General features: G+C 70.3%; 22 protein-coding genes. 8 read left to right on the forward strand and 14 right to left on the reverse strand.

All coding sequences use genetic code 11. The features are described from left to right. Positions 1-136: 136 nt before the first annotated feature. From AC07DF_RS22765 to AC07DF_RS22785, 5 genes are all read right to left on the reverse strand, one after another. Positions 137-1,510, reverse strand: coding sequence for an alpha-amylase (locus tag AC07DF_RS22765; RefSeq protein ID WP_478974150.1), 1,374 nt, complete (start codon positions 1,508-1,510; stop codon positions 137-139). 119 nt (positions 1,511-1,629) lie between these two features. Beyond that, positions 1,630-3,312 carry a glycoside hydrolase family 13 protein gene (locus AC07DF_RS22770; RefSeq protein WP_478974662.1) on the reverse strand — a complete coding sequence of 561 codons (1,683 nt, stop codon included), beginning with the start codon at positions 3,310-3,312 and terminating at the stop codon, positions 1,630-1,632. A 203-nt stretch (positions 3,313-3,515) separates the two neighbouring features. Further along, a complete protein-coding gene (locus AC07DF_RS22775; protein WP_478974153.1) occupies positions 3,516-4,433 on the reverse strand; it encodes a sugar ABC transporter permease in 918 nt (305 codons plus the stop codon). Between the two features lie 13 nt (positions 4,434-4,446). Continuing rightward, positions 4,447-5,451 (reverse strand): carbohydrate ABC transporter permease, encoded by a 1,005-nt coding sequence (locus AC07DF_RS22780; protein ID WP_478974156.1) that lies wholly within the window; start codon positions 5,449-5,451, stop codon positions 4,447-4,449. Between the two features lie 127 nt (positions 5,452-5,578). Next, the gene (locus AC07DF_RS22785; RefSeq protein ID WP_478974159.1) at positions 5,579-6,847 is read right to left on the reverse strand and encodes an extracellular solute-binding protein; all 1,269 of its coding nucleotides are present in this window, start codon (positions 6,845-6,847) and stop codon (positions 5,579-5,581) included. Between the two features lie 400 nt (positions 6,848-7,247). On the opposite strand from AC07DF_RS22785, the gene AC07DF_RS22790 reads away from it, so the two are divergent. Beyond that, positions 7,248-8,282, forward strand: coding sequence for a LacI family DNA-binding transcriptional regulator (locus tag AC07DF_RS22790; RefSeq protein ID WP_193477606.1), 1,035 nt, complete (start codon positions 7,248-7,250; stop codon positions 8,280-8,282). A 96-nt stretch (positions 8,283-8,378) separates the two neighbouring features. After that, positions 8,379-9,209, forward strand: coding sequence for a phosphatase PAP2 family protein (locus tag AC07DF_RS22795; RefSeq protein WP_478974163.1), 831 nt, complete (start codon positions 8,379-8,381; stop codon positions 9,207-9,209). A gap of 74 nt (positions 9,210-9,283) precedes the next feature. Here the strand turns inward: AC07DF_RS22795 and AC07DF_RS22800 are convergent, their stop codons facing one another. After that, the gene (locus tag AC07DF_RS22800; protein ID WP_478974166.1) at positions 9,284-12,292 is read right to left on the reverse strand and encodes a bifunctional [glutamine synthetase] adenylyltransferase/[glutamine synthetase]-adenylyl-L-tyrosine phosphorylase; all 3,009 of its coding nucleotides are present in this window, start codon (positions 12,290-12,292) and stop codon (positions 9,284-9,286) included. 156 nt (positions 12,293-12,448) lie between these two features. Between AC07DF_RS22800 and AC07DF_RS22805 the strand changes: the two genes are divergently transcribed. Together AC07DF_RS22805 and AC07DF_RS22810 are read left to right on the forward strand one after the other, a co-directional pair. Beyond that, positions 12,449-12,961, forward strand: a complete 513-nt coding sequence (locus tag AC07DF_RS22805) for a pyridoxamine 5'-phosphate oxidase family protein (protein ID WP_478974169.1) — start codon at positions 12,449-12,451, stop codon at positions 12,959-12,961. 45 nt (positions 12,962-13,006) lie between these two features. After that, positions 13,007-13,453, forward strand: coding sequence for a VOC family protein (locus tag AC07DF_RS22810; protein WP_189724672.1), 447 nt, complete (start codon positions 13,007-13,009; stop codon positions 13,451-13,453). Here AC07DF_RS22810 and AC07DF_RS22815 read toward each other — a convergent pair. From AC07DF_RS22815 to AC07DF_RS22840, 6 genes are all read right to left on the reverse strand, one after another. Next, positions 13,434-13,997: a TetR/AcrR family transcriptional regulator gene (locus tag AC07DF_RS22815; RefSeq protein ID WP_478974173.1), complete on the reverse strand. Its 564-nt coding sequence runs from the start codon at positions 13,995-13,997 to the stop codon at positions 13,434-13,436. The genes AC07DF_RS22810 and AC07DF_RS22815 overlap by 20 nt on opposite strands. Before the next feature lie 13 nt (positions 13,998-14,010). Then, positions 14,011-14,592, reverse strand: coding sequence for a sugar O-acetyltransferase (locus AC07DF_RS22820; RefSeq protein ID WP_478974176.1), 582 nt, complete (start codon positions 14,590-14,592; stop codon positions 14,011-14,013). A gap of 152 nt (positions 14,593-14,744) precedes the next feature. Further along, the gene (locus AC07DF_RS22825; RefSeq protein WP_478974178.1) at positions 14,745-16,499 is read right to left on the reverse strand and encodes an NAD+ synthase; all 1,755 of its coding nucleotides are present in this window, start codon (positions 16,497-16,499) and stop codon (positions 14,745-14,747) included. A gap of 76 nt (positions 16,500-16,575) precedes the next feature. Next, entirely contained in the window at positions 16,576-18,519 is a 1,944-nt protein-coding gene (locus AC07DF_RS22830) for a S53 family peptidase (RefSeq protein ID WP_478974181.1), read from the reverse strand. A gap of 185 nt (positions 18,520-18,704) precedes the next feature. Next, a complete protein-coding gene (locus AC07DF_RS22835) occupies positions 18,705-19,322 on the reverse strand; it encodes a DUF305 domain-containing protein (protein ID WP_478974184.1) in 618 nt (205 codons plus the stop codon). Next, on the reverse strand, positions 19,319-19,990 hold the full coding sequence (locus tag AC07DF_RS22840; protein WP_478974187.1) for a DUF3105 domain-containing protein: 672 nt from the start codon (positions 19,988-19,990) through the stop codon (positions 19,319-19,321). The genes AC07DF_RS22835 and AC07DF_RS22840 overlap by 4 nt, the downstream gene beginning before the upstream one ends. A gap of 232 nt (positions 19,991-20,222) precedes the next feature. Between AC07DF_RS22840 and AC07DF_RS22845 the strand changes: the two genes are divergently transcribed. Continuing rightward, positions 20,223-20,657, forward strand: coding sequence for an RrF2 family transcriptional regulator (locus AC07DF_RS22845; RefSeq protein ID WP_478974190.1), 435 nt, complete (start codon positions 20,223-20,225; stop codon positions 20,655-20,657). Positions 20,658-20,670: 13 nt separating this feature from the next. Here AC07DF_RS22845 and AC07DF_RS22850 read toward each other — a convergent pair whose 3' ends face one another. Continuing rightward, positions 20,671-21,858, reverse strand: coding sequence for a globin domain-containing protein (locus AC07DF_RS22850; protein WP_478974192.1), 1,188 nt, complete (start codon positions 21,856-21,858; stop codon positions 20,671-20,673). A gap of 297 nt (positions 21,859-22,155) precedes the next feature. On the opposite strand from AC07DF_RS22850, the gene glnA reads away from it, so the two are divergent. Beyond that, positions 22,156-23,517, forward strand: a complete 1,362-nt coding sequence (glnA, locus tag AC07DF_RS22855) for a type I glutamate--ammonia ligase (protein WP_184596240.1) — start codon at positions 22,156-22,158, stop codon at positions 23,515-23,517. 216 nt (positions 23,518-23,733) lie between these two features. Further along, positions 23,734-24,339 carry a dihydrofolate reductase family protein gene (locus tag AC07DF_RS22860; RefSeq protein ID WP_478974195.1) on the forward strand — a complete coding sequence of 202 codons (606 nt, stop codon included), beginning with the start codon at positions 23,734-23,736 and terminating at the stop codon, positions 24,337-24,339. Between the two features lie 151 nt (positions 24,340-24,490). Here the strand turns inward: AC07DF_RS22860 and AC07DF_RS22865 are convergent, their stop codons facing one another. Then, positions 24,491-25,030: a CGNR zinc finger domain-containing protein gene (locus tag AC07DF_RS22865; RefSeq protein ID WP_478974198.1), complete on the reverse strand. Its 540-nt coding sequence runs from the start codon at positions 25,028-25,030 to the stop codon at positions 24,491-24,493. A gap of 85 nt (positions 25,031-25,115) precedes the next feature. Between AC07DF_RS22865 and AC07DF_RS22870 the strand changes: the two genes are divergently transcribed. After that, the gene (locus tag AC07DF_RS22870; RefSeq protein WP_478974201.1) at positions 25,116-25,811 is read left to right on the forward strand and encodes a haloacid dehalogenase type II; all 696 of its coding nucleotides are present in this window, start codon (positions 25,116-25,118) and stop codon (positions 25,809-25,811) included. Positions 25,812-25,872: the final 61 nt, after the last annotated feature.

The raw sequence follows: 25,872 nt of genomic DNA on the forward strand, positions 1-25,872 counted from the left end.
GGTCGCCCCCCGGGGTTTCCGAGGGGCGATTGTTCGAGATGCTGAACAGTGTTCAGGGAGTTGCCAGTGTGGAGGGAACGTAGGACAGCGTTCCGGAAGCGTCAATCCCTCACGCACCGCACCGAGGCGCTCGCGCTCAGCAGTTCGACCGGCCCGAGTGGAGGGCGAGAGCGGTGTTCGCGCCAAGGGTGGCGGTGAACTGCCCACTGGAGTTCACGGTCACCGTGGTGCTGTTCTGCACGTTGCAGTACGTCCCCGCAGGCAGCGAGGTCTGGTAGGTCCGGCTCAGCGAGCCCGACTCGTGGTTGATGGCCACGAAGCCCTTGCTGCCCCGCCCGAACGCGATGGCGTCGCCCCCGTTGTCCCACCAGTTCGTGACGGCCTCGCCCCGCGTGGCGTTGCGGAAGGCGACCATCGACTTGATCTCCGGCCAGTTGTGCTGGCACTTCCAGCCGTCCTGCCAGCAGGCGTTCACCTGGCCGCCGCCGGGCGGGCCGGCGTCGTGGTCGGAGAACTCGTAGCCGGAGTTGATGTCCGGGGCGCCGTAGGGCCAGGCGAGCATGAAGACGTTGGCCAGGGTGTAGTTGGCGTTGTCCTTGTAGCTGAGGGTCGAGCCGTTGCGCTCGGTGTCGTGGTTGTCGACGAAGACGCCGGAGACGCCGCTGTTCATGTAGCCCCAGCCCTCGCCGTAGTTCTTCAGATAGGCGAGGTTCTCGTTGTTGAAGACCCGCTTGAGGTCGTAGGCGTAGCGGAACTCCTGGACGTCACCGTTACTCGTGTACTCGGTGGGCTGGACGGCCTCGCCGGAGCCGTGGATGACCTCCTGCTTCCAGTACACCGACGGGTTGCTCAGCCGGGACTTGATGTTCGCCAGATCGGCCGTGTCCATGTGCTTGGCCGCGTCGATACGGAAGCCGTCGACGCCGAGGGAGAGCAGGTCGTTCATGTACCCGGCGATCGCCCCGCGGACGTGGTTCTCGCCGGTGTCGAGGTCGGAGAGGCCGACCAGTTCGCAGTGCTGGACGTTCCAGCGGTCCTGGTAGTTGCTGATCTGGCCCGTGCAGTCGTCGAAGTCGGGCGCGGAGTACAGGCCCGGGTAGTTGTACTTCGTGTACGACGAGCCGCCGGTGCCGGTGCCGTTGCCCGCCGCCATGTGGTTGATGACCGTGTCGGCGACGACCTTCACACCGGCCGCGTGGCAGGTGTTCACCATGTTCCGGAAGGCCGTGCGGTCGCCGAGCCGGCCGGCGATCTTGTAGCTGACCGGCTGGTACGACGTCCACCACTGCGAGCCCTGTATGTGCTCGGCGGGCGGCGAGACCTGGACGTAGCCGTAGCCGGCGGGCCCGAGGGTGTTGGTGCACTCGCGGGCGACGGAGGCGAAGTTCCACTCGAAGAGGACGGCGGTGACGTCCTTGGTGCCAGGTGGGGAGGCCTGCGCACTGGTCGGGTTCATGACAACCGCAGCCGCGGCGAGCGCGGCGGCGGAGGCGAGGTATCTGCGTGCCATGTGGGGTTTCCTTCGTCGTTGAAGGTTCTTGCTGCAAGGTTCAGAAACCTTACGGTGACGCAGATGTTAAAGGCCCGCCACCCGAAAGGGCAGCGGGCCGTACGAAATTCAAAGGAAAATCAGGCGGTGACCGCGGTGGTCCACCACACCGTGGTGTCGGCGGGCACCTTCGCCTCGTCGTCCACCTCGAGGATCTCCCCGCTCGCGACCAGCACCCGGCCGTAGGCCGGCATCGCCACCGACTCCCCGGTGGTGTTCGCGACGCAGACGAACTCCCCGCGCCGGAAGGCGAGCACGCCCTCGGGCGCCCGCAGCCACTCCACGGACGTGCCGGCGCCGAGGTCGGGCTGCTCGCGGCGCACGGCGAGCGCGGCCCGGTACAGCTCCAGGGTCGAGCCCGGCTCCCCGGTCTGCGCCTCGACGCTCAGCTCGCCCCACCCGTCCGGCTGCGGCAGCCAGCTGCCGCCGTCGCCGAAGCCGTACGACGATCCGGTCCGGGTCCACGGGATCGGCACCCGGCACCCGTCGCGGAAGCCGTCCTGGCCGGCGCCCCGGAAGTAGGCCGGGTCCTGACGCACCTCGTCCGGCAGGTCGACGACGTCGGGCAGGCCGAGCTCCTCGCCCTGGTAGACGTAGGCCGAGCCGGGCAGCGCCAGCATGAGCAGGCTCGCGGCCCGGGCCCTGCGCAGCCCCAGTTCCCGGTCGCCGGCCAGCCGGATCTGAGTGCCGAGGCCTGCCGGGTTGGCGAAGCGGGTGGCGTGCCGGGTCACGTCGTGGTTGGACAGCACCCAGGTGGCGGGGGCGCCGACCGGGCGCATGGCGTCCAGGGTGCGGTCGATGACCTCGCGCATCTCCGCGGCGTCCCAGTGGGTGCTGAGGTACTGGAAGTTGAACGCCTGGTGCAGCTCGTCCGGGCGGACGTAGTGGGCGGTGCGCTCGATGGTCGGAGTCCAGGCCTCGGCGACGAAGATCCTCTCCCCCGCGTACTCGTCGAGGATCAGCCGCCACTGCCGGTAGATCTCGTGCACGCCCTCCTGGTCGAAGAACGGCATGACATCGTTGCCCAGCAGCTTCACCTGGTCGTGGGATCCAAGGTCGGGCAGCCCTTCCGCCTTCACCAGACCGTGGGCGACATCGATCCGGAAGCCGTCGACACCCATGTCCAGCCAGAAGCGCAGGATGGAGCGGAACTCGTCGCCGACCGCCGGGTGCTCCCAGTTGAAGTCGGGCTGCTCGGGGGCGAAGAGGTGCAGGTACCACTCACCGGGCGAGCCGTCGGGTTCGGTGACCCGGGTCCACGCCGGGCCGCCGAAGATCGACTCCCAGTCGTTGGGCGGCAGCTCGCCGTTCTCCCCCTTGCCAGGGCGGAAGTAGTAGCGCTCCCGCAGCGGGGAGCCCGGGCCCTCGGCGACGGCCCGCTTGAACCACTCGTGCTGGTCGGAGGAGTGGTTCGGGACCAGGTCGACGATGATCCTGAGGCTCAGCTCGTGGGCGTCGCGGATCAGCGCGTCGGCGTCCAGGAGGTTGCCGAACATGGGGTCGACGGCCCGGTAGTCGGCGACGTCGTAGCCGGCGTCGGCCTGCGGCGAGGCGTAGAAGGGGCTGAGCCACACGGCGTCCACGCCGAGGTCGCGCAGATACGGCAGACGGGTGCGGACACCTTCCAGGTCACCCATGCCGTCGCCGTTGCTGTCGGCGAAGCTGCGCGGGTACACCTGGTAGATCACCGCGTCCCGCCACCAGTCGCGGCGCTTGACGACGGTGGGGGTCATGGCAGGGGCGGCGGAGTGCTGCTGGCTCATGTCGTCCTTGATGCGTAACAGGATGTCGGTCATGGAAGGCGTGGGCGGGGTTGTTGGGGCGGCCGTGGCACAGCGGGGTCGGATGGGCACCACGGCCGCCCGGTCCGTGCCCCGACAGGGGCGCGGGGCTGTATCGATCTGCGGCTCCGCCGCGTGGGCGCGACCAGCCACGACGGCGCCGCAGCCGATCACTCGACAAACCGTCACCCCTTGGTGCCACCGGCGGTAAGCCCGGTCACCAGGTTCTTCTGCACGAGGTAGAAGAAGATGGCGGCCGGTATCGCGATCAGCACAGCCGTCGCGGCCATCAGGTTCCGCTGAGCGTCATGCTCGCTCACAAAGGTCTGCAGACCGACGGCAAACGTGTACTTGTCGTCGCTCAGCATGAACGTCGAGGCGAACGCGACCTCACCGAAGGCCGTGAGGAAGCTGTAGAAGGCCGCGACCGCGAGGCCGGGCTTCGCGAGCGGCAGGATCAGCCGTGCGAACGTGCCGAAGGGGGTCAGCCCGTCGACGCGCCCGGCCTCGTCGATCTCGAACGGGATGGTGTCGAAATAGCCCTTCATCAGCCAGGCGCAGTACGGCACGATCGTGGTGCAGTTGACAAGGATGAGACCAAGGTAGCTGTCGATGAGCTGGAGATCCGAGAGGATCTGGTACATCGGCACGATCAGTACCGCGATCGGGAACATCTGGGTGACCAGCAGCACCCACATCAGCTTCCGGTACCCGGGGAAGCGCATGCGGGAGACCGCGTAGCCGGTGGACGCCGCGACGACGACGCCGATGAGCGTCGTGCCCAGCACCACGACCAGTGTGCTCGTCAGCCAGTCGAAGAAGCTCGTGTCCTGGAGGACGAACGCGTAGTTGTCGAGCGTCATCTTGCTCCAGATGCGCCCGGGGTGGAGGTAGTCGTCCTTGTCCGGGCCGAGGGACAGGAAGACCAGCCAGGCGATCGGGAAGAGCGCGGTCAGGCTCGCGCCGATCAGCACGGCGTGTGAGGCGAGGGAGGCCGCGCGGCTGTTCTCGCCACGGCGGCGGGCCCCCCGCGGGTCGCCCCCGGGGCGCCGCTCGCCGGCCGCGGCGGGGGTCTCGACGGTGGTCGTACTCGTCGTGCTCATGGGAACTCCTGCCTCAGATCGCGAGCTGCTGCTCGTTGCGGTTAAGCCAGCGGCGGTAGAACGAGGTGAAGACGATCAGGAGGGACAGGAGCAGGATTCCGTACGCGGCGGACTGGGCGTAGTCGCGCGGCTGCTGCCCGAAGCCCAGCTGGTAGGCCCAGGTCACGAGGATCTGGGCGTCGGGGGCCGTGTTGCCGAACAGCAGGAAGATGATGGCGAACTGATTGAAGGTCCAGATCACGCCGAGGAGGACGACCGTGGTGCTGACGGACCTCAGGCCGGGCAGGGTGACGTAGCGGAACCGCTGCCAGGCGTTGGCACCGTCCATCTCGGAGGCCTCGTACAGGCTCGCGTCGATCGACTGCAGTCCGCCGAGCAGCGAGACCATCATGAACGGCACACCGCACCAGGTGTTGACCATGATCGCGGCGAACCGCTGCCAGAAGGTGTCCTCCAGCCACGACGGCGTCGGCAGGTGCAGCAGTTCCAGACCGGAGTTGATGATGCCGCCGTCGGCGAGCATGAACCGCCAGCCGAAGACGGTGACGAAGGTCGGCACCGCCCAGGGCAGCACCAGGATCATCCGGTAGAGGGTGCGGCCGCGCAGCTTCTGGTTGAGCAGCAGCGCGAGCCCGAGGCCGATGCCGTAGTGCAGGGCGACACAGGCCGCCGTCCAGAAGACCGTCCACAGGAAGTGCGACCAGAAGCGGTCGTACGCCGTCGGGCCCCACAGGATGTCGGCGTAGTTGTCCAGGCCGATGAACTTGTAGGTGGCGTCGATCTCGTTGACGCCGATCGTGCGGGCGGTGTTGAGGCTGGTGGCGTCGGTGAGCGTGAGGTACAGGCCGTACGCCAGCGGGTACAGCACGAGCACCCCGAGGACGATCACCACCGGGGTGACCATCGCGTAGGCGTACCAGTGCTTGTGGAAGCCGTTCTTCAGCCGCTGGGCCGGCCCGGGGCGCGGTTCCCGCTCACCGCGCCGCTTGCCGGTCGCTCGGTCGATGACGACTGTCATGGTTCGACACCTTCTGGAGGTTCAAGGAGGTCAGGGAGGCCAAGGGGAGCTGCCCGGGCTCAGGCGCAGGCGCGGACGGTGGCCGCCGGATCCCCTCCCCCCGGGGGATCCGGCGGCCACCCGGCACTCACTTGGAGAAGTCCGGCACCAGCTTGGTGATGGCGGTCTCGGCGTCGCCGAGGCCCTTGTCCAGGGACTCCTTGCCGCCTGCGATCTCGATCAGCTCGTCGTCCAGCGGGCCCCACAGGGAGCTGTACTCGGGCAGCGCCGGGCGCGGCTGGGCGGAGGACAGCACACCCTGGTAACCCGCGATGCCGGGGTCGGCCTTGACCTCTGCGGTGTAGGCGTCCTCGCGGGTGGGGAGCGTGGAGTTCTTCAGCGCGATGGTCTCCTGGGCCTTCGCCGAGGTCATGAACTTCACGAACTTCAGCGAGGCCTCCTGGTGGGCCTTGTCCGAGCCCGCGTACACGGAGAGGTTGTGGCCGCCGGTCGGGGCGCCCGCCTTGCCGGTGGAGCCGGCCGGGACGGTGGCGATACCGAGGTTGTTCTTGTCCTTGAAGGCGGAGCCCTTGTAGAAGTTCGTGATCTCCCACGGGCCCTGGATGATCGAGGCGACCTTGCCGCTGACGAAGGCCTCCTGGATGTGGGCGTAGGCGTCCGCGGTGGTGTCGGCCTTGTGCAGGCCCTTGCCCTTGAACAGGCCCTGCCAGGTGCCGTAGGCCTTCTTGGCCGCGGGCGAGGTGACGGTGATCTTCTTGGCGTCGGCGTCGACGGTGTCGGTGCCCTCGCCGTAGAGGAAGCTCTGCGCGTAGTAGGCCTGGGTGGAGCCCCAGTAGCCGTCGACGCCGGTCTTGTCCTTGACGGTGGCGGCGGCCTTCTTCAGGTCGTCCCAGGTCTTGGGGGCCTCGACGCCGGCCTTCTTGAACAGGGCCTTGTTGTAGACGAGGGCGAGGGTGTCCGTGGTGAAGGGGACGCCGTAGGTCTTGCCCTCGTACTTGGCCTGCTCGATCAGGCTGGGCTGGAACTTGTCCTGCTCGGCGAGGGCCTCGGTGCCGTCGAGCGGTGCGAAGAAGCCCTTCTTGGCGAAGGCGGGGGTCCAGCCGACCTCGGAGCGCAGCACGTCGGGGGCGCCCTTGGAACCGGCGGCGGTGTCGAACTTGTTCTGCGCCTGGTCGAAGGGGACGTTGACGTAGTTGACCTTGATGTCCTTGTGGGCGGCCTCGAACTCCTTGACGAGGGCCTGGTACGTCGGCGCCTCGTTGGTGGCGTTGGAGGTGTCCCACCAGGTGATGGTGACCGGGCCGTCGGCCTCGTCGCCGCTGTCGCTTCCGCCGCACGCCGTCGCCGCCAGGGCGAGGGACGCCACCAGCGCGGTGGCCGCTATGCCACGCCGCATGAGTTCTCCTTGAGGGTCAGCCCGTTCGTGCTGCCGACTGCGCCGTTGGCCGCCGGGCGTCGGTGAGATTAGCCGCGCTTCAAGGACTTGCGAAAGACCTTGCAGCAAAAAGTTGCAAGCGATGCGGAAGGTTATCCCGCCGTGACCTCCTCCCGACTGCCCCGCAGCCTTGATTTCCGGCTGCTCGGCGGGGAGTCGGACAGTTGTGCAAGACTCTGCAAGCACTTGCCATCCGTTTCCGTCGGGGGAATCATCCGTTGCGGATCGGACGCCGGCCACGACCTCTTCTCGACCTTTGGGGACCGCGATGACCCAGCAACCCGCAGCCGGCCGTGGGACGGCACGCACCAGGCGTCCCGTCGGTGTGCAAGGAGATCCCCGGCCGCTACAGTCCAGTGCTGTGACCACACGGCTTGCCGACATCGCCGCCCAGGCGGGGGTGAGTGAAGCGACTGTCAGCCGCGTCCTCAACGGGAAGCCGGGCGTCGCCGCCACCACCCGCCAGTCCGTGCTGGCCGCCCTCGACGTGCTGGGCTACGAACGCCCGGTGCGCCTGCGCCAGCGCAGCGAGGGCCTGGTGGGCCTGATCACCCCGGAGCTGGAGAACCCGATCTTCCCGGCCCTGGCGCAGGTCATCGGCCAGGCGCTGACGAGGCAGGGCTACACCCCCGTCCTCGCCACCCAGACGCCGGGCGGTTCCACGGAGGACGAGCTCACGGAGATGCTCGTCGACCGGGGGGTCGCCGGCATCATCTACGTCTCCGGGCTGCACGCGGACACCACCGCCGACATGCAGCGCTACGACCGGCTGCGCGCGCAGGGCGTGCCGTACGTGCTGGTCGACGGCTTCTCGCCGAAGGTGCAGGCGCCGTTCATCTCCCCCGACGACCGTGCCGCGATGAGCCTGGCGGTCACGCACCTGGTGTCCCTGGGGCACCAGCGGATCGGCCTGGCGCTGGGGCCGAAGCGGTTCGTGCCCGTGCAGCGCAAGATCGAGGGGTTCGTGCGCACGATGCAGGACCAGTTGGGCCTGGGCGCCGAGGCCGTCGAGTCGGAGCTGGTCCAGCACTCCCTGTACACCCTGGAGGGCGGTCAGGCCGCGACCACGGCGTTGATCGAGCGGAACTGCACGGCCGTGGTGTGCGCCAGCGACATGATGGCACTGGGAGCGATCAGGGCGGCCCGGCAGCTGGGCCTGGACGTGCCGAAGGACATCTCGGTGGTCGGTTTCGACGACTCGCCGCTGATCGCCTTCACCGATCCGCCGCTGACCACCATCCGCAAGCCGGTCCCGGCGATGGGCCAGGCCGCCGTCCGGACGCTGCTGGAGGAGATCGGCGGGACCCCGGCCCCGCACAGCGAGTTCGTGTTCATGCCGGAACTGGTGGTGCGCGGTTCGACCGCGTCCGCGCCCGGGGATCGCGGTCGCTCCTGACGTCGTGGCCTGATCTCGCCGTTGGGAGAACATGCGGTCCGGGCCCGGCCGGGGGATGATCGGTGGGGAAGTCCTTTTCTGGCAGACTTTGCGCCTATGGGTGATACGACCGTGACGAAGCCGGAAGGCCGGGAATCGGCCCTTCCGCAGACCGTCGCGGCCGAGAGCGGCCCGGGTTCGTCACGCCGGCCGCGGGCCCCTCGCCGGCCCCGGTTCTGGTTGGAGATCCTGCTGATCGCGGTGAGTTACTGGACGTACTCGCTGATCCGCAACGCCGTGCCCGAGCAGAAGGCCGAGGCGCTGCGCAACGCCGACTGGATCTGGAAGGCCGAGCACCAGCTGGGCATCGCCGTGGAGGAGTCGGTCAATCACGCCGTGAACGCCGTGACTTGGCTGATCATCGGCATGAACTACTACTACGCGACGCTCCACTTCGTGGTCACGCTGGGTGTGCTCGTGTGGCTGTTCCGTCGGCATCCCGGCCGGTACGCGGCGACCCGGCTGGTGCTGTTCGCGACCACCGCCGTCGCCCTGGTCGGCTACTACCTGTATCCCCTGGCGCCCCCGCGCCTGATGAACGGCAGCGACTTCATCGACACCGTCATGGTCCACCAGACCTGGGGATCGATGGCCTCCGGCGACCTGAAGCACATGTCCAACCAGTACGCCGCGATGCCCTCGATGCACATCGGCTGGTCCCTGTGGTGCGGCCTGACGATCTTCGCGCTGGCGTCGATCCCCTGGGTGCGGGTGCTGGGCCTGCTGTACCCGACGCTGACCTTGGTGGTCATCGTCGCCACCGCGAACCACTTCTGGCTGGACGCGGTGGGCGGCATGCTCTGCCTCGCCTTCGGATTCACGGTGGCGAGGCTCTGGTACGGCACCCAGCCGTACGCGCTGCCGCGCCTGGTACCGGCGAGACCCTGACCCCTGCCCGAGGGCCTGGGGCTCACTTCCCGCCCGGCACCCCGCTCCCGGGGCCCGGGGACAGGCCCGCCGGTCTAGCGCTCCGCCGCCCCGTAGAAGAGTTCCTCCACCACGCTCCGTGCCCTGCGCGCGGTGCGGCGGTAGGCGTCGAGCATGTCGCCCGCGTGGCCGGGGCCGTATCCCAGGTAGCGGCCGACGGCCGCGAGTTCGCGGGGCTCGGTGGGGAACGTGTCGCCGGCCCGGCCGCGGACCAGCATCACCGCGTTGCGGACGCGGGTCGCGAGGACCCAGGCCTCGTCCAGCGTCGCGGCGTCCTCCTCCGTGATCAGCCCGGCCGTGCGCGCGGCGGCCAGGGCCTCCCGGGTGCGGGTGGTGCGCAGGCCCGGCTCCGCCGAGCCGTGGCGCAGTTGCAGCAGCTGCACGGTCCACTCCACGTCGGACAGACCGCCCGGCCCCAGCTTGGCGTGGAGTTTGGGGTCGGCGCCGCGCGGCAGCCGCTCGGACTCCATCCGGGCCTTGAGCCGCCGGATCTCGCGTACGGCCTCGTCGTCGAGCCCGTCCGCCCGGTAGCGCAGCGGGTCGATCAGCTCGATGAACCGGCGACCCAGGTCCTCGTCCCCGGCGACGGGCTCGGCCCGCAGCAGCGCGTGCGACTCCCACGTCAGGGACCACCGGCGGTAGTACGCCTCGTAGGACTTGAGGGTCCGTACGAGCGGCCCGGACTTGCCCTCGGGGCGCAGGTCGGCGTCGATGAGGAGGGGCGGGTCGGCGCTGGGGATCTGGAGCAGGCGGCGCATCTCGGAGACGACCTTGCCGGCGGCCTGCCCGGCCTCCTGCTCGTCGACGCCGTCACGCGGCTCGTGCACGAACAGCACGTCCGCGTCGGAGCCGTAGCCCAGCTCGTGCCCGCCGAAACGGCCCATGCCGATGATCGCGAACCGGGTGGGCAGACTGTCGCCCCAGCCTTCCCGCACCACGGCCCGCAGCGTGCCGGCGAGCGTCGCCGCCGTCAGGTCCGACACCGCGCCGCCGACCTGGTCCACCAGCGCGCCCTGGTCGGCCTCGGCGGGCTGCTCCTCGGTGCCGTAGGAGCCGACGATGTCGACGGCGGCCGTACGGAACAGCTCGCGGCGGCGCACCCCGCGTGCGGCGGTGACCGCCTGGGCGGCCCCGTCGGCCCGCTTCACAGCGGCGAGTATCTCCTGCTCCAGATGGGTGCGGGAGCGCGGTTCAAGACCGCCGCCGTCCCCGTCGCCGAGCAGCGCCACCGCCTCCGGGGCGCGCATCAGCAGGTCGGGCGCGAGCCGCCCGGCGGACAGCACCCGGGCGAGGTTCTGCGCGGCGGCGCCCTCGTCCCGCAGCAGCCGCAGGTACCAGGGTGTCTTGCCGAGGGCGTCCGACACCTTGCGGAAGTTGAGCAGGCCCGCGTCCGGGTCGGCGGAGTCGGCGAACCAGCCCAGCAGGACGGGCAGCAGGGTGCGCTGGATGGCGGCCTTGCGGGTGACGCCGGAGGCCAGCGCCTCCAGGTGCCGCAGGGCGGCGGCCGGGTCGGCGTAGCCGAGGGCGACCATCCGCTCCCGGGCCGCCTCGGGCCGGAGCCGGGCCTCTCCGGAAGCGAGTTGGGCGACCGCGTCGAGCAGCGGCCGGTAGAACAGCTTCTCGTGCAGCCGGCGGACGACGGTGGCGTGCCGCCGCCACTCGCGGTGCAGGTCGGCGACCGGGTCGGCGCGCAGGCCGAGGGAGCGGCCGATGCGGCGCAGCTCGGCCTCGTCCTCGGGGACGAGGTGGGTCCGCCGCAGCCGGAAGAGCTGGATCCGGTGCTCCATGGAGCGCAGGAAGCGGTAGGCCTCGTCGAGCTGGGCGGCGTCCGCGCGGCCGACGTAGCCGCCCGAGGCGAGGGCCTTGAGCGCGTCGAGGGTGGTGCCGCTGCGCAGCGAGGCGTCGGTCCGGCCGTGCACGAGCTGGAGCAGCTGCACGGCGAACTCGACGTCCCTGAGGCCGCCGGGGCCCAGCTTGAGCTGGCGGTCGACCTCGGCGACGGGGATGTTCTCCACGACCCGGCGGCGCATCTTCTGCACGTCGGGGACGAAGTTCTCACGCTCGGCGGCTTTCCACACCAGGGGCTGGACGGCGGCGACGTACTCCTCGCCGAGGTCGAGGTCGCCGGCCACCGGGCGGGCCTTGAGCAGCGCCTGGAACTCCCAGGTCTTGGCCCAGCGCTGGTAGTAGGCGAGGTGGCTGGAGAGGGTCCGCACGAGCGGACCGTTTCTGCCCTCGGGCCGGAGGTTGGCGTCCACGGGCCAGATGGAGCCCTCGACCGTGGTCTCCGAGCAGATCCGCATCATGTGCGAGGCGAGCCGGGTCGCGGCCCGCACGGCCTTGGTCTCGTCGGCCCCCTCGATGGCCTCCCCCACGAAGATGACGTCCACGTCGGAGACGTAGTTCAGCTCGTGGCCGCCACACTTGCCCATCGCGACGACGGCGAGCCGGCACAGGGCGGCGTCCTCGGGTGCGGCGGCCTCGGCGAGCCCGAGGGCGGCGCGCAGGGTGGCGGTGGCGAGGTCGGCGAGCTCGGCGGCGGACTCGGCGACGCCGGTCGTGCCGCACACGTCCCGGGCGGCGATGGACAGCAGACAGCGCCGGTAGGCGACGCGCAGGGAGACCGGGTCGGTGGCCTCCGCGAGGCCCGCCTCGAACTCCTCCACCCCGGGGTGCAGGTCGTACGCCTCGTACATGACGAGCGCCTGCCAGTCGCCGGGGTGCCGGGCGAGGTGGTCGGCGAGGGCGGTGGAGGCGCCGAGCACGCCGAGCAGGCGGTCGCGCAGCGGCTTGGCCGCGATCAGCGTGTCGAGCAGTTCCCGGCGGGCGCCGGGGTTCGGCTGGGCCTCCAGCAGCCGGACGAGCCCGAGCAGGGCGAGATCGGGGTCGGCGGTCCCGCCCAGCGCTTCGAGCAGCACCGGGTCGTCGCGCAGGGGCACGAGTTCGGCACTGTCCAGGAGCCGTTCGGCGGCGGAGGCGTCGGTGAAGCCGTGCCGCAGCAGCCGTGTGAAGGTACTGCTCCTGCGCCCCGGCGCCGCCGTCATCCCGGGCCTCCCTCGGACTCGCCTCGGACTTCTTCGATCTTCTTCGGATCAAGGTCGTACGGCTTTGAGCCTAACCGCAGACTCCGGGGCGGGCCCCGATGAGTTCGGTGGGCGGACGGGGTCTGCCCTGTGGAGCGAGAGGCCGGGAGGACACTCATGACCACCATGCACCCCGAGACCAGGCTGGACCGCCGCTACAGCGACGAGAGGGCCACCGCGACCGACTGGCGGGAGGCCGAAGCGCGGCTCACGGCGGCGGAGCTGTTCTGGATCACGACGGTACGACCGGACGGGCGCCCCCATGTCACCCCGCTGCCCGCGATCTGGTCGGACGGCGCCCTGCACTTCTGCACGGGCCCGGAGGAGCGCAAGGCGAGGAACCTCGCCGGGAACCCGCACGTCGTGCTCACCACCGGCACGAACACGTGGGACCAGGGCTACGACCTGGTGGTGGAGGGCGAGGCGCGGCGCGTGACCGACGACATCCGGCTACGCGAACTGGCCGCCGGGTGGGAGGCCAAGTACGGCAGTTTCTGGCACTTCGAGGTACGGGAGGGCTATTTCCACCACGGCGCGGGGCACGCGGCCGTCTACGCGGTGGCGCCGCGCACGGTTTTCGGCTTCGGTAAGGGGGAGCCGTTCAGCCAGACGCGGTGGCGGTTCGCCTGAGCCGTGGTCCAAAGCCCGACGGATGCCTGACGAAGGAGTCACGCCATGGACTTCACTCTCGAAGTGATCCCGCTGCCCGTCACCGACATCGACCGCGCCCGGGACTTCTACCGGGACAAGGTCGGCTTCCACGTCGACATCGACCAGGAGGTCATGCCCGGGATGCGGATCGTCCAGCTGACCCCTCCGGGTTCCGGCTGCTCGATCGCCCTGGGCGAGTCCATCTGGGAGATGACTCCGGGCCCCACCCCGGCCCCCGGCTCGTACCAGGGCCTGCAACTGTGCGTCGCCGACATCAAGGCGGCCCACGCGGAGCTCGTCGAACGCGGCCTCGACGTCTCGGAGCCGGTCCAGTACGCGCCGGACGACGGTGCCACCTTCATGCACTTCACCGACCCGGACGGCAACGGCTGGGCGGTCCAGGAGTACCGCCGCCGGGCGACGGAGCCCCTGCACCAGCTGCTGGCGGACCTCAAGCGACAGGGGGCGTGACCGCGGCGGTCGTGAGGCGCGTGACCGCCAGCCGCGTCAGCTCGCGGCTCTGCGGCTCGGCGTCGAGGGCGCGGTGCAGGGTCAGGCCCTCGATGAGCGCGTCGAGCTGACGGGCGGTGTCCGCGTCGAAGTGCTGCTCCAGGAGCAGGCGGCTGCGGCGCATCCACGCATGGGTGAGTTCGCGGTACTCCGGGCGCCGGGCGGCCAGCGTGTACAGCTCGTGGACGAGGACGAAATCGCGGCGGGGCCCCTCGGAGAGGGTGTGCATGAGGTCCGTGACGGCCTCTCGGGCCTCTTCGGCGGTCCCGGCGCTGCCGAGATGCCGCTCGAAGACGGCCACGATGTGGTCGGCGAAGCGGGTGAAGGCCTCGCGCAGCAGGTCGTCGATGCCGGTGAAGTGGTAGGTCATCGAGCCGAGCGGCACCCCGGCCCGGACGGCGATCTTGCGGTGGGAGACGCCGGCGACTCCCTCGTCGGCGATGTGGTCGAGCGTGGCGGCGAGAATGCGGTCGCGCCGCTGCGGGTCCGTGTGTCCGGTGGCCATGGGCGGGCGCCGGTCAGAAGTTGCGGACGGGGCGGGCGGGGTTGCCGACGGCCACGACATTGGCCGGTACGTCTCTGGTGACCACTGCCCCCGCGCCGATCACCGCGTTGTCGCCGATGGTCACTCCAGGACACACGATGACTCCGCCGCCGAGCCAGACGTTGTCCCCGATGACGATGGGCCGGGCGGCCTCCAGCTTGTCCCGGCGCGGTTCGGGCTCCACGGGGTGGGTGGGCGTGAGGAGCTGGACGTTGGGCCCGATCTGGCAGTCCTCGCCGATGGTGATCCGGGCGACGTCCAGCGCGGTCAGGTTGTAGTTGACGAAGGTGCGGGCCCCGATGGAGATGTTGGTGCCGTAGTCGACGTACAGCGGCGGCCGCAGGTCGGCCCCCTCCCCCACCGAGCCGAGCAGCTCGCCGAGCATCGGACGGGCCATCTCGGCGTCCTCGGTGTACGCGGCCAGATACCGCGCGGCGAGCCACATCGCCCGCTGCTGCCGCCGGGCGATCTCGGGGTCGTCGGCGATGTAGAGATCGCCCGCTAGCATCCGCTCCAGGTTGGTGCGCGGGTCGTTCGCGAAGTAGTCCGTCGTCATGCGTACGATCGTACCTTCGAGAATGTACGAACGTACACTCCTGCTCGTGGAACGGCCTGGGCTTGCGGCACGGGGCCGTGCATGCGGAGTTCACACGGTGGGAGTCCGGCCTGTGCGGTCCGGACTCCCACGAGGTGTTCGAGGCGGCAGCCTCAGACCGACTCCCGCCATCCGTTCGTGATCGGCAGCCGGCGGTCCTTGCCGAAGCCCTTCGCCGAGATCTTCGTGCCCGGCGGGTACTGTCGGCGCTTGTACTCCGCCGTGTCGACCATGCGCAGCGTCTTCGTGACCAGTTCCCGGTCGTAGCCGGCCGCCACGATCTCGTCCGCGCCCTTGTCGTGGTCGACGTACAGGTCGAGGATCGCGTCCAGCACCGGATAGTCGGGGAGCGAGTCCGTGTCGACCTGGCCCGGGCGGAGTTCCGCGCTCGGGGGCTTGGTGATGGAGTTCTCGGGGATCGGCGGGGTCTGGCCGCGCTCCCGGGCGGCCCGGTTGCGCCACTCGGCCAGGCGGAAGACCGACGTCTTGTACACGTCCTTGATGGGGCCGTACGCGCCGACGGAGTCGCCGTAGAGCGTCGAGTAGCCCACCGCCAGCTCCGACTTGTTGCCGGGGGCCAGGACGATGTGGCCCTCCTGGTTGGAGATGGCCATGAGGAGCGTGCCGCGCAGGCGCGACTGGAGGTTCTCCTCGGCCAGGTCCGTCAGGCCCAGCGAACCCATGTACGCGTCGAACATCGGCTCGATGGGCACGGTGCGGAAGTTCAGGCCCGTGCGGTGGGCCATCTCCGCCGCGTCGTCCTTGGAGTGGTCCGAGGAGTACTTCGACGGCATCGACACGCCGTACACGTTCTGCGCGCCGACCGCGTCGCACGCGATCGCCGCGACCAGCGCCGAGTCGATGCCGCCCGACATGCCGATCAGGACCGACTTGAAGCCGTTCTTCGCGACGTACGCCCGCAGGCCCACGACCAGCGCCGAGTAGACCTCCTCGTCGTCGTCCAGGCGGTCCGCGTAGCCGCCCGTGAGCTCCGGCTCGTACCGGGGCAGCGGGTCCTCCGACAGCACGACCCGGTCGATGCGCAGGCCGTCGTCCACCACGCCCGTCGGCGCGTCCTGCGACGCCGCCGGCAGGTCCAGGTCCAGGACCACGCAGCCCTCGGCGAACTGCGGCGCCCGCGCCACGACCTCGCCGTCCTTGTCCACGACGATCGAGTCACCGTCGAACACCAGCTCGTCCTGGCCGCCGATCATGGCCAGGTACGCGGTCGTGCAGCCGGCCTCCTGCGCCCGCTTGCGGACCAGCTCCAGGCGCGTGTCGTCCTTGTTGCGCTCATAGGGGGAGGCGTTGATCGACACGAGCAAACCCGCCCGCGCCGAGCGCGCCGCCGGGACCCGGCCGCCGTCCTGCCAGAGGTCCTCGCAGATGGCCAGGGCGACATCCACCCCGTGGACCCGCAGCACCGGCATGCTGTCGCCGGGCACGAAGTAGCGGAACTCGTCGAAGACGCCGTAGTTCGGCAGGTGGTGCTTGGCGTAGTTCAGGACCACCTCGCCGCCGTACAGCACCGCCCCCGCGTTCTGCGGCGCACCGGCCGGCTGGCCGTACTTCGGCTGGGCGGTCGCGCTGCGGTCGAGATAGCCGACGATCACCGGCAGCTCGCCGAAGCCCTCGTCGGCCAGACGGGTGGCGAGACCGCGCAGCGCCGCCCGGGAGGCCTCCACGAAGGACGACCTGAGGGCCAGGTCCTCGACGGGATACCCGGTCAGCACCATCTCGGGGAACGCCACGAGATGCGCTCCCTGCTCGGCGGAGTGCCGGGTCCAGCGGACGACCGACTCGGTGTTCCCGGCGAGGTCGCCGACGCTCGAATCGATCTGGTTCAGGGCGAGACGTAGTTGAGGCACGGGCCCAGTGTAATCGTCAGAGCGACACAATGGGGTGGCCTGGGTCACCCCAGGCCACCCCGATCCCTTGCGGGGCTCAGCGGCGCCGGTATGACTCGACGTAGCCGTTCGCGGGTGTGCCCACACCGGTGACGTCGTCGTAGCCCTTCACGGCCGCGAGCGAGCTGTCCTTGCCCAGGCTGCGCACGGACGTGGCCAGACCGTCCGTGGCGTCGTAGCCGTTCACGAAGTCGACGCGGGCCACGGCGAGGCCGGAGCCGGTCGGATTGTCGGTGACGTCGTGGTAGACCTTCGAGCCGGCCTTGGCGTAGATCGCCGGGTTGGCGAAGCCGATCGGCTCGCCGCCCCGGGCCTCCTGGGCCAGGGCCTGGACGGCCGCGACGGTCGGCGCGGCGAGCGAGGTGCCGCCGATGCGGTACTCGCTGTACGCCTGCGTCTTCCCGTCCGGCTGGGTCTGCGTCTGGCCGACCAGGAACCCGGTGTTCGGGTCGGCGATCGCCGCGATGTCCGGGACGACCCGGTTGCCGGCCGCGTTGTTGGCCTCGGCCAGCCCGTCCGGTACGACCCCCTGCTGGTAGGGCGGCTCCGCCACCGTCTTGCTGGTGCCGCCGCCGGCGCCGGAGGTGAAGGCGCCGGGGAAGTCCGTCCAGCTCTTGCCGTCGGCCGACAGGCCGGCCTTCTCGGTGCCCCAGCCGGTCTCCCACAGGTACTGGTCGTCCTTGCCGACGGCCAGCGAGGTGCCGCCGACGGCGGTGACCCACGCCGAGTTGGCCGGGGAGTCGACCTGCTTCGTCCCGGAGCTCGCGACCTCGTCGCCGTCGTCGCCGGAGGAGAAGTAGAAGCCGATGCCCTCGACCGCGCCCAGCTGGAAGACCTGGTCGTAGGCCGCCGCGATGTCGGGCGTCTGCGCGGCCTCGACCTCGCCCCAGGAGTTGGACACGATGTCGGCCAGGTGGTTGTCGACGACCTTGCCGAGCGCGTCGAGCAGGTCGGCGTCGGTGCAGGACGCGGCGCCCACGTAGGTGACGTCCGAGGCCGGCGCGACCGCGTGCACGGCCTCGACGTCCAGGGTCTCCTCGCCGTACCAGCCGGAGGCCGAGCAGTCCTTGGTGTTCGTGTACTTCTTGGGCAGCACCTGGTGCAGCTGGCCGGTCTTCCACGCCGCGTCGCCGTTGCGCTTGGCGTAGGTGGCCGCGTCGTAGGCGATGGTCGGTGAGGCGTACGCGTCCGTGATGGCGACCCGGACGCCCTTGCCGGTGCGCTTGCCCGCGCCGTAGGCGGCCCGCAGCTGCTTGCCGGTGTAGCCCTTGACCGCGTACGGGATCTTCGTGCCGTAGGCGTCCGGGAGCGTGCTCGCGGTCTTGGAGCCGTAGTACGAGGAGAACGGCCCGGCGTTGCGGAACACGGTGTCCGGCGGCGGCAACCGGTCGTCGTGCGTGACCATGTGCGGCGCGTCGTCCAGGCCGGTGACGGTCAGTACGGCGTCGGCCAGGCCCCCGGGCACGGAGGCGGTGCTCGCCGGGGCGCGGTAGGTCTTCGCGCCCTTGGCGAAGTCGTGGAGCTGGGTGCCGAACGCCTGCTCGGCGGCGGCCACGTCACCCGTCACGGAGACGTAGTGCCGCGTGACGCCCGTGACCTTCAGTCCGGCGGCCGTCAGCCACGCCTTCACGGCGGTCACCTGGGCCTTGGTCGCACCGAAGCGGGCCTGCGTCTTCTTCGCGGTCAGGTACTTGCCGTACAAAGCCGACGCCGGGTCGGACACGGCCTTCGCGTACGCGGCGAGGCCGGTGGCGTCGCGGCCCCGGAGATATACGCGGGCGGACAACTGAGTGCCGTCGGAGGTGGCGCCCTTGTCCGCCTTGGCCGTGGCCCACGCGGGCCGGGTCCCGGCCAGCGGGTCGCGGAGCGGCTGGCCGGCGGCGTGCGCCGCGGGTATGCCGAGCGCCAGCGCACCGGCGAGCATCGGCAGTGTCGCCGCGATGCTCACTCCAGTGCGCGCCTTGGCGCGGTTGGATCTCATGGAACCCCCTGTGCGGTTCGTCGCGAGTGATCACTCGACGGTCGCCACTCTCGCGACGAACCGTTCATGTCAGGGGAATGCGAAACCCAAGAAGCGCCCTGGGCAGGCCAAGAAGTGCCCAAGGCGCCGTAAGACAGGGCGATTTGAGGCTTACGCCCCAAGGGGAGCCCCGCGCCGGAGAGGACCTAGGAGCGCGGTGCGGCGCCCCGCTCCTTCAGCATGTCCGCCATCAGGCCGATCTCCGACTGCTGCGCTTCCACCATGCCCTGGGCGAGGCGCTTCTCCACCCCGACCGTGCACCTGTCCACACAGCCCTCGGCCATGTGGACACCGCCCTTGTGATGGTCCGTCATCAGCTGGAGGTAGAAGATCTCCGCCTGCTTGCCGTTCAGCGTGCCGAGCTTCTTCAGCTCGGTGTTGGTGGCCATGCCCGGCATCAGCGCGCCGTCCTTGCCGGAGGCCATGCCACCCATGTCCATCCAGGCCATCGGTTCGGAGGACACCTTGGGCAGGCCCCACAGATCGAGCCAGCCGATCATCATGCCGCGCTGGTTGGCCTGCGTCTGCGCGATGTCGTACGCGAGGCGCCGCACGTCCTCGTCCTCGGTGCGGTCGCGCACGATGTACGACATCTCCACGGCCTGCTGATGGTGCACCGCCATGTCCCGCGCGAACCCGGCGTCCGCGGACCCGGCGGAGGGCGTCCGGCTGCTGCCGTCGTCCCCTGCGACGGCGTAGGTGATCGCGCCGGCCGCGACGAGCGCCGTCACCGCGGCCCCGGCGATCAGACCGGCGTGCCTCACTGCGACAGCCCGTTCGTGCAGGCGGCACCCGGCTCGGGCGTCTGCTCGCCCTGGACGAACTTCTCGAAGAACTTGTCCACGTTCGGGTCGCTCGCACCGGTCACCGTGCGCTGGTGGCCCCACGCCGAGAGCATGATCGGGTCCTTCTGGTCGTCCATCGGGCTCATCAGCGTGTACGGCGTCTTCTTCACCTTCGCCGCGAGCGCGTCGATGTCGGCCTTCTTCGCGGCGGCGTTGTACGTCACCCACACCGCGCCGTGCTCCAGCGAGTGCACGGCGTTGGTGTTGTCGAGTTCCTTGGTGTAGACGTCCCCGTTGCAGTTCATCCACGCCTGGTTGTGGTCGCCGCCGACCGGCGGTTCGGAGGCGTACTTCACGGCCTTGGTGACATGGTTGCGGGCCAGCTTCCCTTCCCAGGTCTTCACGCCGTCCTTGCCGGTGACGAACTTGCCCTTGCCCGAGGTGTCCTTCGCGGCGGCGGTGTCACTGCCGCCGTCGCCGGACTGGGACCGCACAAGCACGACACCGCCGCCGACGAGACCGCACACGACCACCACGCTGGCCGCGATGACGAGGATCCGGTTGCGGCGCTCACGGGACTGCTCGGCGCGCCGCATCTCCTCTATCCGCGCTTTGCGTGCCGTGCTGCTCTTGTTGGCGGAGCCCATGAGGTGTCCTTCGTGGGAAAGGTGGGACGGTCGGGTGGCCTGATCGTAATGGGGGAGACGGGGCGCCTCGTAGGGCGCCCGCAGGAATGGGCTGAATCGATACGGCACCGACAGGTGCCCGACAGCTTCGGAAGCTTCGGTCCGCAAACTTCGGAAGCTTCGGTACGGAAGCTCCGGAGATTCGGGGCCCGGATAATTTGAACCGCAGATTCCCATTACCTACGCTGCGTGTATGCGGCTGCTGCGCTCCACCGACCTCGCCCTGCGGGTCCTCATGCGGCTCGCCGTCGCGGGCGAGTCGAGTCCGACGACCCGGGAGGTCGCGGACGGCATGGACGTGCCGTACACCCACCTGGCGAAGGTCGTCGCCGAGCTCCAGCACATGGGGCTGCTCGAGGCCCGCCGCGGCCGCGGCGGCGGCCTCACCCTGACGGAGCAGGGCCGCACCGCGTCGGTGGGAGCCGTGGTCCGCGCCTTCGAGGGCGACGGCGACGTCGTCGACTGCGAGGGCTCCACCCCCTGCCCCCTGAACTCCGCCTGCCGGCTGCGAGGCGCCCTGCGCCGGGCCCAGGAGGCGTTCTTCTCCTCGCTGGACCCGGTGACGGTCCGGGACATCGTGGCGGAGCCGACCGGGGCGCTCCTGCTGGGGATCTCGCGGGCCCGCTAGCCGGCTACGGCGTTCAGCCCTGCCCCGCCAGCCACAGGTCCGGCCCGAACACCTCGTAGTGGATGTCGGCCGGAGCCACGCCCTTCGCGATGAGCTGGGCCCGTACCGCCCGCATGAACGGCAGCGGCCCGCACAGGTACGCGCGCGTGCCCGGCGCGACCGGGACTCCGGTGAGGTCGACCAGTCCGCAGTGGGTGCCCGCCGGGGCGTCCTGCTCATACCAGAGGTGGACGGCCGACTCCGGAAGCTTGGCCGCGTAGGCCTCGTGGTCGGCGCGCAGGGCGTGGGTGGCGGGTGAGCGGTCGCCGTGCACGACGGTGACCGGGGCGTGGTGCCCCGAGCCGGCGAGGTGCGCCAGCATCGCGGTCATCGGGGTGACGCCGATGCCCGCCGAGGCCAGCAGCAGCGGTGTGCCGGGGCCGGCGTCCAGGACCAGGTCGCCGTAGGGGTCCGACAGTTCGAGGAGGTCACCTTCCCGCACGCGCGCGTGGAGGTGGTTCGAGACCTCGCCGTCGGGAGCGCCGTCCCCGTGCACGCGCTTCACGCTGATCTGCCGGAGCAGCGGACCGGGCGCACCGGAGAGGCTGTACTGCCGTATCTGCCGGGCGCCGTCCGGGAGGGCGACGCGGACGGAGACGTACTGGCCCGCGAGGAAGTCCCGTACCGGGCCGCCGTCGGCGGGCCGCAGCCGGAAGGTGACGACGTCCGCGGTCTCGGTGACGCGCTCGACGACCTCCCAGGTCCGCCAGGCAGGCCCGCCGCTCTCCTCGCGCAGCCGCTTCTCCACGGCGATCAGGGCGTTCGCCATCAGCCAGTAGACCTCGTCCCAGGCGGCTGCGACCTCGGGCGTCACGGCGTCGCCGAGCACCTCGGCGATGGCGGCGAACAGGTGCTCGTGGACGAGGTCGTACTGCTCGGGCGTGACGCCGAGCGAGGCGTGCTTGTGGGCGATGCGCTGCAGCATCGCGTCCGGCCGCTGGTCCGGGCGGTCCAGCAGATGCTTCGCGAAGGCGGCGATGGAGCCGGCGAGCGCCTGCCGCTGGGTGCCGGCGGCCTGGTTGCCCCGGTTGAACAGGTCCCGCAGCAGCTCGGGGCGGGCCGCGAAGAGGCCGGCGTAGAAGCGCTCGGTGATCTCACCCAGGGCCGCGCCGACGGCGGGGAGTGTGGCGCGGACGGTGGCGGCGGACTGCTCGGACAGCATCGGGGGCTCCTCGGGTGCTCGGCTGTGCGCACGATATTTAAAGTTGCATCTGAGATGCAAATTAAGTGGACGGGGCAGCCGGGCGGACCGGCCGTTACGGATGTCGCCGCCAGCAGGCACTATGGGCGGAAGAGCAGTTCACCTGCCGTACGTGAGGCGTTCGGCCCCGGGCCGGCCGGGCGATCATGGTGCGCAACGCGTACGAAATGGTGGTGTGGTGGGATGCTCAGGTGCCCGACCGCCTCCCGTGGTACGGAAGAGAAGGCGGCCTGACCAGCAAGGATGGGGAAGCGGAAGATGGACAAGCAGCAGGAGTTCGTGCTCCGGACCTTGGAGGAGCGCGACATCCGGTTCGTACGCCTGTGGTTCACGGACGTGCTGGGCTTCCTCAAGTCCGTCGCCGTGGCCCCGGCCGAACTGGAACAGGCCTTCGACGAGGGCATCGGCTTCGACGGCTCCGCGATCGAGGGCTTCGCCCGGGTCTACGAGTCCGACATGATCGCCAAGCCGGACCCGTCGACCTTCCAGATCCTGCCCTGGCGTGCGGAGGCCCCGGGCACGGCCCGCATGTTCTGCGACATCCTCATGCCGGACGGCTCCCCGTCCTTCGCCGACCCGCGCTACGTCCTCAAGCGCGCCCTGGCCCGCACCTCCGACCTGGGCTTCACGTTCTACACCCACCCGGAGATCGAGTTCTTCCTGCTGAAGGACCGGCCCCTGGACGGCAGCCGTCCGACGCCCGCCGACAACTCCGGCTACTTCGACCACACCCCGACCAACGTCGGCATGGACTTCCGCCGCCAGGCGATCACCATGCTGGAGTCGATGGGCATCTCGGTCGAGTTCTCCCACCACGAGGGCGCCCCGGGCCAGCAGGAGATCGACCTGCGGTACGCCGACGCGCTCTCCACGGCCGACAACATCATGACCTTCCGCCTGGTGATGAAGCAGGTGGCGCTGGAGCAGGGCGTCCAGGCGACCTTCATGCCGAAGCCGTTCTCCGAGCACCCGGGCAGCGGCATGCACACGCACCTGTCGCTCTTCGAGGGCGACCGCAACGCCTTCTACGAGTCGGGCTCGGAGTACCAGCTGTCGAAGGTGGGCCGCTCCTTCATCGCGGGCCTGCTGCGGCACGCGGCGGAGATCTCCGCGGTCACCAACCAGTGGGTCAACTCCTACAAGCGCATCTGGGGCGGCGCGGAGCGCACGGCGGGCGCGGGCGGCGAGGCCCCGTCGTACATCTGCTGGGGCCACAACAACCGCTCGGCGCTGGTCCGGGTGCCGATGTACAAGCCCGGCAAGACCGGCTCGGCGCGGGTGGAGGTCCGCTCCCTGGACTCGGGCGCGAACCCCTACCTGGCCTACGCGCTCCTCCTCGCCGCCGGCCTCAAGGGCATCGAGGAGGGCTACGAGCTCCCGCCGGGCGCCGAGGACGACGTCTGGGCCCTCTCCGACGCCGAGCGCCGCGCGATGGGCATCGAGCCGCTCCCGCAGAACCTCGGCGAGGCCCTGACCCTGATGGAGCGCAGCGACCTGGTCGCCGAGACCCTCGGCGAGCACGTCTTCGACTTCTTCCTGCGCAACAAGCGGCAGGAGTGGGAGGAGTACCGCAGCGAGGTGACCGCGTTCGAGCTGCGGAAGAACCTGCCGGCGCTGTAGGAGCTGGTCAGAGGTAGTCTCCCGCTGATTCGGCGGATGGGGCCGACGGTCCATGACCGTCGGCCCCGTCGCGTCTCACTGCCTCTGTGGCGCTCCGGGCCGTCTGGCTCGCAGCGCCTCATCCGATCTCGTGAAGAAGCCGATATCTCGTCCGACCGATGAATTCGTGGCTCCCGGCCGGTCCAAGCTCGTGACACCCCAGGAAAGGACACCGCCATGTCGGAGCTTCTCGTCGACTTCATCACCACCCTCGACGGCTACGCATCGGGAGAGGGATGGCCCGGGTTCTGGGGCCTGGAGGGCCCGGAGTACCTCGCATGGCTCGGCGAGCAGCCCGAGGTCACCTACCTGATGGGAGCGAAGACCTACCGCCTGATGTCGGGCTTCGCCGCGGGCGAGGTCCCGGATGGCCAGGACGAGTTCAGGCCCGAGGAAGAGGCGTCCGTCGACGAGCTCACGCAAGCGTCCAAGGTGGTGTTCTCCTCCTCGCTCGAGGAGCCACTGACGTGGGCCAACTGCACGCTCGTCCGCGACGACGCCGTCGAGACGGTCCGCGCCATGAAGTCGGGTGGCTCGGGGCTCCTCAGCACGATCGGCAGCCTCAGCCTGTGCCGGTCCCTGCTGCGAGCCGGACTCGTCGACCGCTTCCGGGTCGTGATGTTCCCGGTGATCACCGGGGCCACGGGCGAAGAACGCATCTACGACGGCTATCCGGACGTTGCCCTCGAGATGATCGAGCACCGCACCTTCGACGGCCGCATCCAGCTGGTCGAGTACAGGCCCCGCGTGCTCGAGCACCCGCCGCTCGGCGTCCCTGCGTGACGTCGCCCCGCCCGCCGGTCCGGACGACCGCCAAGCCGGCACCGGCGGGCGCGGAGCCAGAGATCTGACAGGGGGCGAACGGCCCCCTGGTCAGCGTGCTGCCGCGAACTTTCACTCCGGGCTGACTCTCCACCGCACGCTGGCGCCGCGCCTAGACAGCCCCCCGCCTCCGCGCCCGATAAGCCGCCGCCTTGACGCGATTGCCGCACTCCTCCATCCCGCACCAGGCCCGCCGCGCACCGCGTGAGCGGTCGAGGTAGATACGGGTGCAGCCGGGGCGGCCGCACTCCTTGAGGCAGGCGTGGGGGTCTGCCAGCAAGGTGATTGCGCTTCGGGCCAGTTGGGAGAGTGCCGCGGGGAGGTCCCCCGATGTGTGCAGGCCCGCGTCGCCGAGCTCGATCGCGCACGGCGGCCCGGCGGCCGTGCCGTTGACGATGTCGAGACTGTCCGGGTCGAAGGGGCGGTCGAGCACGCGGTCGAGGGCCAGTCGGTAGAGCGCCTCTCGCAAGGACAGTGCCGACGCGAAGGTCTGCCCGTCGGCGGTGACCCGGTCGGGCAGCCCGTCACACGCGGCCACCCACCGTTCGAGCTCCGCGGGCGTGGTCAGGAGGTCGACGGGCTCGTCCCGGCGGCTCAGCACGGTTCCGGTCAGGTCCAGGGCCGGGTCGCCGCTCACGAAGGTGAAGTCCACGTCACCATCTTGACCGGTGACGAGACCGCTGGGCAATATCGTCACCAGTTGAAGTGGTGACGGCAGGCCGAGGGCAGGAGGACACATGAAGGGGATCCGCGATATCGAGGTCGTCGTCTTCGATGTCCTCGGAACGCTCGTCGATGAGTCCAGTGGGCTTCGGGCGGCCATCCGCGAAGCGGCCCCCGCATCCGGCGAGGCGGCCCTCGACGAGTGGGCCGGCCTGTGGCAGAGCCACTGCGAGCGCGAGCAGCAACGCATCCGGCGAGGGCACCGCGCGTACGTCAACACCGAGGTCATCGACGCGGAGGCCGCCCGGTACGTCGCCGAGCGGGCCGGGATCACCGATCCGGCGGCCGTCGCCCGGCTGGCCACGGCCGGACAGCGCCTGCCCCCGTGGGACGACTCCGTCGCCGGGCTGGACCGGCTCGCGCAGCGGTTTCCCGTGGTCGCGCTCTCCAGCGCCAGTCGCACGGCCCTGACGCGGCTCAACGCGCATGCGGGGCTGCGCTGGCATCAGGCCCTGTCCGCCGAGGCCGTCCACGCCTACAAGCCCGCACCGGAGGTCTACCGGCTCGCCCTGGACACCGCCGGATGCCCACCGGAGCGCGTCCTCATGGTGGCCGCGCACGCCTGGGACCTGCGGGGAGCGCGGGCGGCGGGCATGCGGACCGCCTACGTCCGCCGGCCGGCCGGGGATCCGCCGACGAGCTCCGACGACTTCGACGGGCGGTTCGACGGACTCGATCCACTGGTCGGCGCGCTGACACCGAGCCGATGAAACAGAGCGGCAGCCCGTGGGACCGCCCCACGGACTGCCGCCCGAGTCACCTCACCGGCGT

The sequence above is a fragment of the Streptomyces sp. NPDC044719 genome, from assembly GCF_056433405.1.

Excerpts from the sequence above, each read along its gene's own strand:
- AC07DF_RS22765 (WP_478974150.1), bottom strand. The coding sequence starts at position 1,510 with ATGGCACGCAGATACCTCGCCTCCGCCGCCGCGCTCGCCGCGGCTGCG.
- AC07DF_RS22770 (WP_478974662.1), bottom strand. The coding sequence starts at position 3,312 with ATGAGCCAGCAGCACTCCGCCGCCCCTGCCATGACCCCCACCGTCGTC.
- AC07DF_RS22775 (WP_478974153.1), bottom strand. The coding sequence starts at position 4,433 with ATGAGCACGACGAGTACGACCACCGTCGAGACCCCCGCCGCGGCCGGC.
- AC07DF_RS22780 (WP_478974156.1), bottom strand. The coding sequence starts at position 5,451 with ATGACAGTCGTCATCGACCGAGCGACCGGCAAGCGGCGCGGTGAGCGG.
- AC07DF_RS22785 (WP_478974159.1), bottom strand. The coding sequence starts at position 6,847 with ATGCGGCGTGGCATAGCGGCCACCGCGCTGGTGGCGTCCCTCGCCCTG.
- AC07DF_RS22795 (WP_478974163.1), top strand. The coding sequence starts at position 8,379 with ATGGGTGATACGACCGTGACGAAGCCGGAAGGCCGGGAATCGGCCCTT.
- AC07DF_RS22800 (WP_478974166.1), bottom strand. The coding sequence starts at position 12,292 with ATGACGGCGGCGCCGGGGCGCAGGAGCAGTACCTTCACACGGCTGCTG.
- AC07DF_RS22805 (WP_478974169.1), top strand. The coding sequence starts at position 12,449 with ATGACCACCATGCACCCCGAGACCAGGCTGGACCGCCGCTACAGCGAC.
- AC07DF_RS22810 (WP_189724672.1), top strand. The coding sequence starts at position 13,007 with ATGGACTTCACTCTCGAAGTGATCCCGCTGCCCGTCACCGACATCGAC.
- AC07DF_RS22815 (WP_478974173.1), bottom strand. The coding sequence starts at position 13,997 with ATGGCCACCGGACACACGGACCCGCAGCGGCGCGACCGCATTCTCGCC.
- AC07DF_RS22820 (WP_478974176.1), bottom strand. The coding sequence starts at position 14,592 with ATGACGACGGACTACTTCGCGAACGACCCGCGCACCAACCTGGAGCGG.
- AC07DF_RS22830 (WP_478974181.1), bottom strand. The coding sequence starts at position 18,519 with ATGAGATCCAACCGCGCCAAGGCGCGCACTGGAGTGAGCATCGCGGCG.
- AC07DF_RS22840 (WP_478974187.1), bottom strand. The coding sequence starts at position 19,990 with ATGGGCTCCGCCAACAAGAGCAGCACGGCACGCAAAGCGCGGATAGAG.
- AC07DF_RS22845 (WP_478974190.1), top strand. The coding sequence starts at position 20,223 with ATGCGGCTGCTGCGCTCCACCGACCTCGCCCTGCGGGTCCTCATGCGG.
- AC07DF_RS22850 (WP_478974192.1), bottom strand. The coding sequence starts at position 21,858 with ATGCTGTCCGAGCAGTCCGCCGCCACCGTCCGCGCCACACTCCCCGCC.
- glnA (WP_184596240.1), top strand. The coding sequence starts at position 22,156 with ATGGACAAGCAGCAGGAGTTCGTGCTCCGGACCTTGGAGGAGCGCGAC.
- AC07DF_RS22860 (WP_478974195.1), top strand. The coding sequence starts at position 23,734 with ATGTCGGAGCTTCTCGTCGACTTCATCACCACCCTCGACGGCTACGCA.
- AC07DF_RS22870 (WP_478974201.1), top strand. The coding sequence starts at position 25,116 with ATGAAGGGGATCCGCGATATCGAGGTCGTCGTCTTCGATGTCCTCGGA.